The sequence below is a fragment of the Streptomyces sp. MUM 2J genome (assembly GCF_022414535.1).
Taxonomy (GTDB): domain Bacteria; phylum Actinomycetota; class Actinomycetes; order Streptomycetales; family Streptomycetaceae; genus Streptomyces.
Genome location: NZ_JADWYM010000024.1, coordinates 69,672 through 81,640, shown reverse-complemented (window position 1 = coordinate 81,640; position 11,969 = coordinate 69,672). Strand labels below are relative to the sequence as shown.

9 protein-coding genes are annotated in these 11,969 nt (G+C 74.1%); all 9 read left to right on the top strand.

Annotated elements, in window-relative coordinates; genetic code table 11:
• Positions 1 to 330 precede the first annotated feature (330 nt).
• The 9 genes from leuS to I3F54_RS20000 all read left to right on the top strand — a co-directional run bounded on the left by leuS (position 331) and on the right by I3F54_RS20000 (position 11,935).
• Positions 331 to 3,204, top strand: coding sequence for a leucine--tRNA ligase (leuS, locus tag I3F54_RS20040; RefSeq protein WP_240120202.1), 2,874 nt, complete (start codon positions 331 to 333; stop codon positions 3,202 to 3,204).
• Positions 3,205 to 3,344: 140 nt separating this feature from the next.
• Entirely contained in the window at positions 3,345 to 4,007 is a 663-nt protein-coding gene (locus I3F54_RS20035; RefSeq protein ID WP_240120201.1) for a hypothetical protein, read from the top strand.
• A 72-nt stretch (positions 4,008 to 4,079) separates the two neighbouring features.
• On the top strand, positions 4,080 to 4,925 hold the full coding sequence (locus I3F54_RS20030) for a DegV family protein (RefSeq protein WP_240120200.1): 846 nt from the start codon (positions 4,080 to 4,082) through the stop codon (positions 4,923 to 4,925).
• Positions 4,926 to 5,073: 148 nt separating this feature from the next.
• The gene (locus I3F54_RS20025) at positions 5,074 to 6,198 is read left to right on the top strand and encodes a ComEA family DNA-binding protein (protein WP_240120199.1); all 1,125 of its coding nucleotides are present in this window, start codon (positions 5,074 to 5,076) and stop codon (positions 6,196 to 6,198) included.
• A gap of 59 nt (positions 6,199 to 6,257) precedes the next feature.
• Positions 6,258 to 8,768, top strand: coding sequence for a ComEC/Rec2 family competence protein (locus tag I3F54_RS20020; protein ID WP_240120222.1), 2,511 nt, complete (start codon positions 6,258 to 6,260; stop codon positions 8,766 to 8,768).
• A gap of 4 nt (positions 8,769 to 8,772) precedes the next feature.
• The gene (locus tag I3F54_RS20015; RefSeq protein WP_240120198.1) at positions 8,773 to 9,639 is read left to right on the top strand and encodes an arylamine N-acetyltransferase; all 867 of its coding nucleotides are present in this window, start codon (positions 8,773 to 8,775) and stop codon (positions 9,637 to 9,639) included.
• Positions 9,640 to 9,916: 277 nt separating this feature from the next.
• The gene (locus I3F54_RS20010; protein ID WP_240120197.1) at positions 9,917 to 10,162 is read left to right on the top strand and encodes a hypothetical protein; all 246 of its coding nucleotides are present in this window, start codon (positions 9,917 to 9,919) and stop codon (positions 10,160 to 10,162) included.
• A 274-nt stretch (positions 10,163 to 10,436) separates the two neighbouring features.
• Positions 10,437 to 11,426 carry a DNA polymerase III subunit delta gene (gene holA / locus I3F54_RS20005; protein WP_240120196.1) on the top strand — a complete coding sequence of 330 codons (990 nt, stop codon included), beginning with the start codon at positions 10,437 to 10,439 and terminating at the stop codon, positions 11,424 to 11,426.
• A gap of 110 nt (positions 11,427 to 11,536) precedes the next feature.
• Positions 11,537 to 11,935, top strand: a complete 399-nt coding sequence (locus tag I3F54_RS20000) for a nuclear transport factor 2 family protein (RefSeq protein WP_240120195.1) — start codon at positions 11,537 to 11,539, stop codon at positions 11,933 to 11,935.
• Positions 11,936 to 11,969: the final 34 nt, after the last annotated feature.

The following is an 11,969-nucleotide window of genomic DNA, read 5'->3' as shown; positions in this document are numbered from 1 at the left end:
AGTTATTGCGTTGTTATCAAAGGACAATGCGGCCGGCGTGATGTCCCTTAGGGCGTGTTACGCGAAGTAATCCGACCTCGGTTCTGTGGATGCGGGCGTAGACATGATGTGTCGACTAGGCGTACGGAAGGGCGTCGCGGCTTGCTCAAGCCGTGCGGTACCCTGGCGCCATGCGTGCCGTACGCCTTCTGCTTAGCGGGCCGCGCTGATCAGTCCCGGCCACCGGTGAGAACGTGGTCGGAGTCGGCGCGGCGTCCCCTCCTGTGTGAGGGGATTTTTCGTTTCCTGGGTGAAGCGCAGGCAGAGACGATCGATGGAGCTTTGAGGATCATGAGCGAGACGAACCCCGCTGCCGCTTCCGAGGTGGCCGCGCCGCACCGCTACACGGCCGCCATGGCTGCCGAGATCGAGGCACGCTGGCAGGACTTCTGGGACGCCGAGGGCACCTACGCCGCACCCAACCCCACGGGTGACCTGGCGGGCGACCCCGAGCTGGTCGCCCGGCCCAAGAAGTTCATCATGGACATGTTCCCGTACCCCTCCGGTGCGGGTCTGCACGTCGGCCACCCCCTGGGCTACATCGCCACCGACGTCGTCGCCCGCTTCCAGCGGATGACCGGCCACAACGTGCTGCACACCCTGGGCTTCGACGCCTTCGGCCTGCCCGCCGAGCAGTACGCCGTGCAGACCGGCACGCACCCGCGCGTGTCCACCGAGGCCAACATCGAGAACATGAAGGCCCAGCTGCGCCGGCTGGGCCTGGGCCACGACAAGCGCCGGTCCTTCGCCACGATCGACCCGGAGTACTACAAGTGGACCCAGTGGATCTTCCTGCAGATCTTCGACTCCTGGTACGACGAGGCGGCCGGGAAGGCCCGCCCGGTCTCCGAGCTGGTCGCCCAGTTCGCCTCCGGTGAGCGTGCCGTCCCCGGCTCCACGCGCGCGTGGAGCGAACTGAGCGCCACCGAGCGCGCCGACGTCCTGGGCGAGTACCGCCTGGCCTACGCCTCCGACGCGCCGGTCAACTGGTGTCCCGGCCTGGGCACGGTGCTGGCCAACGAGGAGGTCACCGCCGACGGCCGCTCCGAGCGCGGCAACTACCCGGTCTTCAAGGCCAAGCTGCGCCAGTGGAACATGCGCATCACCGCCTACGCCGACCGGCTGCTGGACGACCTGGAGGAGCTGGACTGGCCCGAGGCCATCAAGCTGCAGCAGCGCAACTGGATCGGCCGCTCCGAGGGCGCCCGCGTCGACTTCCCGATCGACGGCGAGCGCATCACCGTCTTCACCACCCGCCCCGACACCCTGTTCGGCGCGACCTACATGGTGCTGGCGCCCGAGCACCCGCTGGTGGAGAAGTTCACCCCCGCCGCCTGGCCGGAGGGCACCCGCGCGACGTGGACCGGCGGCCACGCCACCCCGGCCGGGGCCGTCGCCGCCTACCGGGCGCAGGCCGCGTCCAAGTCCGACGTCGAGCGGCAGGCCGAGGCCAAGGACAAGACCGGTGTCTTCACCGGCGCGTTCGCCACCAACCCCGTCAACGGCGAGCAGGTCCCGGTCTTCATCGCCGACTACGTGCTGATGGGGTACGGCACCGGCGCGATCATGGCCGTCCCGGCGCACGACACCCGCGACTTCGCCTTCGCCCGGGCCTTCGAGCTGCCGGTGCGCTGTGTCGTCGAGCCGAACGACGGCCGCGGTACCGACCCGTCCACCTGGGACGACGCGTTCTCCTCCTACGACGCGAAGATCGTCAACTCCACCGGCGGCGGCGTCGAGCTGGACGGCCTGGGCGTCACCGAGGCCAAGGCGCGCATCACCGAGTGGCTGGAGCACCGGGGCATCGGTGAGGGCACCGTCAACTTCCGCCTGCGCGACTGGCTGTTCAGCCGCCAGCGCTACTGGGGCGAGCCCTTCCCGATCGTCTACGACGAGGACGGCATCGCCCACCCGCTGCCCGAGTCGATGCTGCCGCTGGAGCTGCCCGAGGTCGAGGACTACAGCCCGCGCACCTTCGACCCCGACGACGCCGACACCCAGCCCGAGACGCCGCTGTCGCGCAACGAGGAGTGGGTCGACGTCACCCTGGACCTGGGCGACGGGCCGAAGAAGTACCGGCGTGAGACCAACACCATGCCCAACTGGGCCGGTTCCTGCTGGTACGAGCTGCGCTACCTGGACCCGCACAACAGCGAGCAACTGGTCGCCCCCGAGATCGAGCGGTACTGGATGGGCCCGCGCGAGGGCCTGCCGCACGGCGGCGTCGACCTGTACGTCGGCGGTGCCGAACACGCCGTGCTGCACCTGCTGTACGCGCGCTTCTGGTCCAAGGTCCTGTACGACCTGGGGCACGTGTCCTCCGCGGAGCCGTTCCACAAGCTGTTCAACCAGGGCATGATCCAGGCCTACGTCTACCGCGACAGCCGCGGCATCGCGGTGCCCGCCGCCGAGGTGGAGGAGCGCGACGGCGCCTACTTCTACCAGGGCGAGCAGGTCGGCCGCCTGCTGGGCAAGATGGGCAAGTCCCTGAAGAACGCGGTGACTCCGGACGAGATCTGCGCCGAGTACGGCGCCGACACCCTGCGCCTGTACGAGATGGCGATGGGACCGCTGGACGTCTCCCGCCCGTGGGACACGCGCGCGGTGGTGGGCCAGTTCCGGCTGCTGCAGCGGCTGTGGCGCAACATCGTCGACGAGGTCACCGGCGAGCCCACCGTCGCCGACACCGACGCCGACGAGGAGACGCTGCGCGCCCTGCACAAGGCGATCGACGGTGTGCGCGGCGACCTGGAGGGCATGCGGTTCAACACCGCCATCGCCAAGGTCACCGAGCTGAACAACCACCTGACCAAGACGGGCGGCCCGGTGCCGCGGCCGGTGGCCGAGGCACTGGTGCTGCTGGTCGCGCCGCTGGCCCCGCACATCGCCGAGGAGCTGTGGCGCAAGCTGGGGCACACCGGCTCCGTCGTCCACCGGGACTTCCCGGTCGCCGACCCGGCCTACGTGGTCGACGAGACCGTGACCTGCGTCGTCCAGATCAAGGGCAAGGTCAAGGCGCGGCTGGAGGTGCCGCCGGCCATCTCCGGGGAGGAGCTGGAGAAGGCGGCGCTGGCCGACGAGAAGGTCGTGACGGCACTGGGTGGCGCCGGGATCCGCAAGGTGATCGTGCGGGCGCCGAAGCTGGTGAACATCGTGCCCGCGTGAGCGGTCGGGGCGGGCCGGTGTCCGGCTCGGGGTAGTCCCCTACGGGCAGGTTCGGGGTTCCGGTGGAACCCCGAACCTGCCCGTTGCGTTTACCTTGGAAGAGCGGCGCGGCGGGTGCCGCGGGCCGGAGGAGGAGTGCCGTGGAAGTGGTTGTCGCCGTCTTCGCCCTGCTCTTCGTTCTCTTCGTGGGCCTCGGCGTGTACGTCACGGCCAAGGCGATCGGCGCCGCCAGGCGCGGTGTGGACCGCACCCTCACCCAGGCCCGGCGCACCGTCGAGGATCACACGCTGCGCGCCAAGTCGCTCACCCAGCCCGGCCCCGCGGGCGAGATCGCGCAGCTCCGCCTCGCCCTGCGCACCTCGATGCGCGCCACCCAGGACGCGCTGCACGCGGGTGTGAGCGGCGACGCGTCCCTGAAGGAGTCCCTGGGTCTGTTCGAGCGGCTCAGCCTGCACGGGCGCGAACTCGACGACGAACTCAGGCGCCTGGAGACGGAACCGGACCGTCTGGCGCTCTCCCGGCTGCTGCCCGCCCTGCGCGAACGCACCGAGCGCATCACGCGATCGGCGGACTCGCTGCGCTGGGCGGCACGCGACCGGGCCCACCGCTTCGCCGACGACGACCTCGACGCCCTGAGCGCCCAGATCGACGTGGAGGCCGGCGCCCTGCGCCACTGGACGGCCCCGGAACCGCCGCCGTCCTCCCCGCTGCCCGGGGAACCGGCCCGTCCCGCCGTCACCCCGCCGACTCCCCGCACGACGTACTCCTGGCAGAAGAAGCCCCGTCCCGAGAGCACATCGTGATCCGGCCACGCCCGCCCCGGGTGGGCGGGGTCGGGCTGCCGCCGGAGCGGTACGACAGGTAACCTCCAGCTCATGTCCCGCCATGTCGCGATCGTCACCGATTCAACGGCCTACCTGCCGCCGCGGACGATGGAGCGCCACGGCATCACCGCGGTGCCCCTGACCGTCGTGCTCGGCGACCGGGCACTCGAAGAGGGCACCGAGATCTCGACCCGTTCCCTGGCCCAGGCGCTGCAGAAGCGACGCCCCGTCACCACCTCACGGCCCAGCCCCCAGCTGTTCGCGGAGACCTACCGCAAGGTCGCCGACGCCGGGGCCACCGGCATCGTCTCCCTGCATCTGTCGGCCGAGCTGTCCGGCACCTACGACGCGGCGGTCGCCGCCGCCCGGGAGGCGCCGGTGCCGGTGCGGGTCGTCGACACCGGGATGATCGCCATGGCGCTCGGCTTCTGCGCGCTGGCCGCTGCCGAGGCGGCGCAGACGGGGGGCACGCTGGACGAGGCCGTCACGGCCGCGGAGAAACGCGCCGCCGGCACCTTCGCCTACTTCTACGTCGACACCCTCGACTACCTGCGCCGCGGCGGCCGGATCGGGGCGGCCCAGGCACTGCTCGGCTCGGCCCTGGCGGTGAAGCCGCTGCTGCAACTGGAGAAGGGCCGGATCGAGCCGCTGGAGAAGGTCCGTACGGCGTCGAAGGCGATCGCACGCCTGGAGGAACTGGTGGCCGACCGCGCCGGCGCGGCTCCCGTCGACATCGCCGTCCACCACCTCGCCGCCCCCGACCGGGCCACTGCCCTCGCGGACCGCCTGCGGGAGCGGGTACCGGGCCTGGCCGACCTGCACGTGAGCGAGGTCGGCGCGGTGATCGGGGCACACACGGGGCCGGGGCTGCTGGGGGCCGTCGTCTCCTCGCGGTGAACGCGGGCTCCGCCGAGGGAGCCTCCCGGGGCGGCAGCCCGGACGGCGGATCACCCGTGCGGGTGGCGAAGTTGTCCACAACCAGGCCCTCGTCCACGGAAAACAAGCAAGATCATCGCGGCGGCGGTCCGTGCCCGATCCTCATGGCATGGCACTTCGATCACGCTCGCGCACAGCAGCCGCCACCAGCGGACCGGGCCGTGAGCCCGCCTCCGACAGCCGCGTCCGCCACCGCCGCCCGCCCGGTCGCGGCCACACCCGGCAGCGCCGCGCGCCGGCCGAGGACCTCAGGCGGCGCGCGGAGGCGCTCCTCGCCCGGCATGGCGGGGAGGAGAGCCGACACGCCTGCGACGGGCGCCAACGCGCCGACCCCGGAAGCGAATCGGGCGCGGGACCGCCTCCGGGCGTAACGCGGACCGCCGGGACCGGTCACCCGGGGTCGCCCGCGCCGACGGACACCGGCACCGGCCCGGTGGCCCCCGCCGCGGGATCGTGGCGGGCGCGCGCAGGAGTGGCGCTGCGGGAGCGGATGCCCCTATGGGTCCAGGCACGATGCGGGCTGGAACGCAGAAGCGTGATCGCGCTCGCCGTGCTGCTCGCCGCCGCCGTCGCCTTCGCGGCTCAGCACTTCTGGACCGGGCGGACCCGGCCCGTACGGGCCCCGGAGGTGGTCCGGGCGGCGACGGCCCCCTACGGCACGGAGCACACAGGTGACACGAGCGCTCCGGCGGGCACCCCGGCCGGGAACGGCCCGGACCACGCCCTCGGCCCCGGCGCGGGGGCGGGACGACCGGGTGGCGCGCAGAACGGTGCACCAGGTGCCGTGGCCGGAGCGGAGATCGTCGTGGACGTCGCCGGCAAGGTCCGCCGCCCGGGGATCCACCGCCTGCCGGCCGGCTCCCGGGTGGCCGACGCCCTCGACGCCGCGGGCGGGGTGCGTCCCGGCACCGACCTGACGGGCCTGAACCGTGCCCGCTTCCTCGCAGACGGGGAGCAGGTGATCGTGGGCGCGCCGGCCCCGGTGACCGGCACGGGCGCGGGCACCCCGCCGGGCGGTCCCATGGTGCCCGCGGTGCCCGTGGCCCCCGTGCCACTCAACACCGCCACCGTGGACCAGCTCGACACGCTCCCGGGTGTGGGCCCCGTGCTGGCACGGCACATCGTGGACTACCGCACCCGGCACGGCGGTTTCCGCTCGGTGGACGAACTGCGCGAGGTCAACGGCATCGGTGAGCGCCGCTTCGCCGATCTGCGGAACCTGGTGCGGCCGTGAGCGGGAGCGAGGACGACGCCGCACGCACCGCACCGGCGCCGCCCGCCAGGCGGCACGACGTGCACCTCGCCGCCGGCAGCCGACTCGGCGCGGCACACCCGCGGCAGGAGGGGCCGGCGGACCTCAGACTGGTGCCGCCCGCACTGGCAGCCTGGGCCGCGGCGGCCCTCGCACTCGACGCCCCACAGCCTGTGGTCACCGCCGCCGTCGTCGTCTGCCTCGCTGCCGCCGCCGTGCTGATGACGGCCCGGCGACGCCGGCCCCCCGATCCCCCCGGGCCGCGGCGGAGCGGGTGGCCGCGGGCCACGGCCGCCGCCGTGCTGCTCTGCGCCGCCGCCGCTGCCGCCTCGGCCGGGCTGCACGGAGCGGACCTGAGCCGGGGACCGGTACCGGAGCTGGCCCGCCGGTACGCCACCGTGACCGCCGAGGTGGAGGTCGTCTCCGACCCCCGGCCCACCCGGCCCCGGGTCACGGGCGACCGCGCGGCCCCGCCCTCGGTGGTGCTGGAGGCGGAGGTACGGGACGTCCAGCACCACGGCGGAGCACCCGTGGCGACCAGGACCCCGGTTCTGGTGATCGTCCCGGCCCGGGGAGGCGGGGCCGGGGGGACGGACGGCGCGCCGGAGCGCTCGCGATGGCTGCGGCTGCTGCCGACGACACGGCTGCGGGTGACGGGCCGGCTGGCTCCGCCCGCCGTGACCGGCGACCGGATCGCGGCCGTGCTGCGGGTCCGGGGCGCGACGCCCCCGCACGTGGTGCAGCGGCCGTCGGGGCCGCAGCGGCTCGCGGGGCGACTGCGGGCCGGGCTGCGGGAGGCGACCGACGGGCTGCCGGGGGATGCGCGGGCGCTGCTGCCCGGGCTGGTCGTGGGGGACACCGCGCGCATCACACCGGAGCTCGGCGAGGCGTTCCGGGAGACGGACCTCGCGCACGTGCTGGCGGTCTCCGGGAGCAACCTCACCCTCGTCCTCGCCCTGCTGCTGGGGCCGCCCGGGCTCGCCCAGCGGGCCGAGCGCCGCGGTGCCGCACCCCGCATGGGCCTCACCCTGCGCACGACGGCACTGCTCGGCGGGATGCTCACGCTGGCGTTCGTACTCGTGTGCCGGCCCGACCCGAGTGTGCTGCGGGCGGCGGCCTGCGCGGGCGTCGCGCTGCTCGCGCTGGCCACGGGACGACGCAGGTCGCTCCTCCCGGCGCTGGCGACGGCGGTGCTGCTGCTGGTGCTGTACGACCCCTGGATGGCCCGCAGTTACGGCTTCCTGCTGTCCGTGCTGGCCACCGGTGCCCTGCTCACGCTGGCACCGCGCTGGAGCGCCGCCCTGCGGCGTCGCGGGGTGCCGGCCCGGCTGGCGGAGGCGCTGGCCGCGGCGGGAGCGGCGCAGGCCGTGTGCGCTCCCGTCGTCGCGCTGCTGTCCGCGCGGGTCAGCCTGGTCGCGGTGCCCTGCAACCTCCTCGCGGAGGTCGCGGTCGCGCCGGCCACGGTGCTCGGCTTCGCCGCGCTGGCGTGCGCGCCGGTGGTGATGCCGGTGGCGGAGGCGCTCGCCTGGTGCGCGGGCTGGCCCGCCGGTTGGATCGCCGGGATCGCCCGGACCGGTGCCGCGCTGCCCGGCGGGGCCGTGGACTGGCCCGGCGGCTGGACGGGCGCACTGCTGCTCACCCTCGCCACCCTGGCCGTCGTGCTCGCCGGACGCCGGCTGCTGCCCGGCCGTCCCTGGCTGTGCGGCGCCTGCGGGGTGCTGCTCCTGCTCGCGGTCGTGCAGCCGCCGCCGCTCGCCCGGGTCGTCACGGGCTGGCCGCCGCCCGGCTGGCGGCTGGTGATGTGCGACGTGGGGCAGGGGGACGCGGTCGTGCTCGCGGCCGGCGCGCACACGGGAGTGGTCGTGGACGCGGGCCCCGAGCCGGGCCGTGTCGACCGCTGCCTGCGCCGGCTGGCCATCACCCGGATCCCGCTCGTCGTGCTGACCCACTACCACGCCGACCACGTGGCCGGGCTCCCCGGCGTCCTGCACGGACGCCAGGTCGGCGCGATCGAGACGACCGGGTTCGAAGAGCCCGAGGACCAGGTGCGGTTCGTCAGAAAGGAGGCGGCGCGACGGAACATCCCGCTCACCCGGGCCGCGGCCGGGGAGCGACGGCGGGCCTCGGGCGTCGACTGGCAGGTGCTGTGGCCGCCCGGCAGCCCGGGGGCCACCGAGGCGCTGGAGGGACCGAACGACGCCAGCGTCGCCATGCTCGTGCGGTCGGCCGGGCTGCGCATGCTGCTCCTGGGCGACCTCGAACCCCCGGCCCAGCAGGCGCTGCTGAGGTCGCCGGCGGCTGCGGTGATGAGCCGTGTGGACGTGCTGAAAGTGGCCCATCACGGCTCGGCCTACCAGAACGCCGGCCTGATACGCCTGGTGGCGCCCCGGCTGGCCCTCATCTCCTGCGGGGCGGACAACCCCTACGGCCATCCGGCGCCGGGCACGGTCGCGGCCCTGCGGGCCCAGGGGGCGGCGGTGCTGCGCACGGACCGGGACGGGACGCTGGCCGTCACGGGGGCGGACGGAGGACTGCGGGTGGCGGCAGACTGAGGCCATGGACGCTGCACAGGTCGACGCCTACCTCCGCCGCCTGGGTGTCGCGGACACCCCCACCCCGCCCACCAGTGAGGGACTGCACGCGCTGCACCTGCGCCATCTGCTCACCGTCCCCTTCGAGAACCTGTCGGTCCACCTCGGTGAGGAGATCGTGCTGGACGACAAGCACCTGGTGGACAAGCTGGTGGCCGCCCGCCGCGGCGGATTCTGCTACGAACTGAACGGCGCGTTCGGGGCGTTGCTCGCCGCCCTGGGCTTCGAGGTGTCGCTGCTCGCGGCGCGGGTGTACGGGGAGGCCGGGAGGCTCGGTGTCCCGTACGACCATCTCGCGCTGCGGGTGCGGACGCGGGACGGAGGCGACTGGCTGGCCGACGTCGGGTTCGGGGCGCACAGCCACTATCCGCTGTCGCTGGCCGACCGGGGCGAGCAGCACGACCCGGGCGGGGTGTTCCGCATCGCGGAGTCGGCACCGGACGCGGCCGGTGCCGGTGCTGATACCGAAGACGGAGGCGGCGGGGTCGAACGGGCGGGCGGGGGAGGCGACCTCGACGTTCTGCGGGACGGCGTGCGGCAGTACCGGCTGGAGCTGCGGCCCCGGGTGCTCGGGGACTTCGTGACCGGCGCCTGGTGGCACAGCACCAGCCCGCGCTCCCACTTCCTGCAGTCGCTGGTGTGCTCGCGGGTCACCGAGGACGGGGGCCGGATCACGCTCAGCGGGCGGCGGCTCACGGTGACGGGAGCCGACGGCGGGCGTGAGACGCGAGAACTGGAGGGTGACGAGGAGGTGTTGTCGGTGTACCGGGAGCGGTTCGGCATGGAGCTGGACCGGGTTCCGGAGGTGCGGGACCGGGACGGCGACGGCTGATCCCCGGGTTTGAGCCTGGGATGCCGAGGGCGCCGAGCATGCCGACCCGTAGGGCATGCCGACCCGGGATGGCGACACGCGAGCTGGCGACTGTGCCGGGCGTGCCGGGGTCGCCGGGGTGCGGTCGGCGCGCTGACCGCACCGGAGCCGTCGGGGGGCCGGGGCCGGCACGGGGCGGCGGCACACGGGGTCCGGCGTCCGGGTGGGCCGGACGGGCGGCCCGCGTGCTGTGGGCGGCCCGTCCGTCGTCGTACCGGGCATGCCGGAAAATGGCGGCGTGAGTGATGTGAGACATGTGCTGGTGCTGCCCGACCGCGATGCCGCGGAGGAGGTCGTGGAGGCGCTCGCGGAGCGGTTCGGGGTCCGGGAGGAGCCGCTGGTCGTCCGGGACGCGCTGGCCGGCGAGGACGATGCGGAGGATGCTCAGTGGCTCGTCGTGCTGCGGGACGAGGACGGGCGGTTCCACCCCGGCGAGCTGGACGCGTTCGCGGGGGAGTGGGACGGGTGGCGCGAGGAGCCGTGAGGTGAGCGGGGCACCTGCCTGAGTGAAGTCGTCCACTTGCGGATGCCCCCGCCCCCCGTCCCACCCGCAGCGGCCCCACCCACGGCCGTTCTGCTGAGGGCGTCCCCGCCCCGAAGCCGTCCATCCGCAGCCGCGCCCACCCGCGGCCGGTCGGCCCCGCGGCCGTGGCGGCTCGGTCCGGCGGCCGCAGCGGCCGGGCCCGATGGCCCCCGGCCGCAGCCGCCCCGCCCGGCGGCCGGAGGCGCTGTCGGTGGCGCGTGCCATGCTTGTCCCGATGCCCAGGAAGACTGCGAACGACGACCTTCTCGCCCCGGTGACGCTGGCCGTGGGCCAGGAGGACCTGCTGCTCGACCGCGCCGTGCAGGAGGTGGTGGCCGCCGCGAGGGCTGCCGACGCCGACACCGACGTGCGCGAGCTGACCCCGGACCAGCTCCAGCCGGGGACGCTCGCCGAGTTGACCAGCCCTTCCCTGTTCGCCGAGCGCAAGGTGGTCGTCGTCCGCAGTGCGCAGGACCTGTCCGCCGACACGGTCAAGGACGTGAAGGCGTACCTCTCGTCGCCCGCGGAGGAGATCACGCTCGTACTGCTGCACGCCGGCGGCGCCAGGGGCAAGGGCCTGCTGGACGCCGCACGCAAGGCGGGGGCACGGGAGGTGGCCTGTCCGAAGACGACCAAGCCGGCGGACCGGCTGGCCTTCGTACGGCAGGAGTTCCGCGCCGCCGGGCGGTCCGCGACCCCCGAGGCCTGTCAGGCGCTCGTCGACGCCATCGGCAGCGACCTGCGCGAGCTGGCGTCGGCGGTCTCCCAGCTGGTCGCCGACGTGGAGGGGACCGTCGACGAGGTGGTCGTCGGGCGGTACTACACCGGGCGGGCGGAGGCCTCCAGCTTCACGGTGGCCGACCGTGCCGTGGAGGGCCGGGCCGCGGAGGCGCTGGAGGCGCTCCGCTGGTCGCTGGCGACCGGCGTGGCACCCGTGCTGATCACCAGCGCGCTCGCGCAGGGTGTGCGGGCCATCGGGAAGCTGTCCTCCGCCCGCGGTGGGCGGCCCGCCGATCTCGCCCGCGAGCTGGGCATGCCGCCGTGGAAGATCGACCGGGTGCGGCAGCAGATGCGCGGGTGGACGCCGGACGGTGTGGCTGTGGCCCTGCGGGCCGTCGCCGAGGCCGACGCCGGAGTCAAGGGCGGCGGCGACGACCCCGAGTACGCCTTGGAGAAGGCGGTCGTCATCATCGCCCGGGCGGCCAGATCACGGGGCCGCGGATAGGCGCACCGGTGCCGGGCGGGTTCCGGCTCGTCTCGTCATCGCGGTCCGGCGCGAGGAGAATCGGAGGTGTCAGCCGTTCATCGCCGAGCGACGGAGAGGTGGCGATCGCCATGGCTGAACACCCGCACGCAGCGCTCGTCCGCAAGGGCTACGAGGCATTCCAGCGCGGGGACATGGACACCCTGCGCGACATGATGACCGGGGACTGCACGCAGCACGTGCCCGGTTCGCACCCGCTCTCGGGTGACCACAAGGGGACCGACGCGATTCTCGGCGGGTACTACGCCCGGCTCGGCTCGGAGACGGGTGGAACGTTCCGGGTCGAGTTGCGCAACGTCTTCGTCGACGGCCGCGGGCACGCGGTGTCCGTGCACCACTTCACCGCCGACCGCGGCGGCCGGCACATCGACGAGATGGGAGGAATCGTCTTCCGGATCGTCGGTGACAAGATCAGCGACCTCGACGAGTGCGTCGCGGACATCGACAGGACCAACGAGTTCTGGGCGTGATCGCACGCCGCGCACGGCACGCCGCACCCCGGAT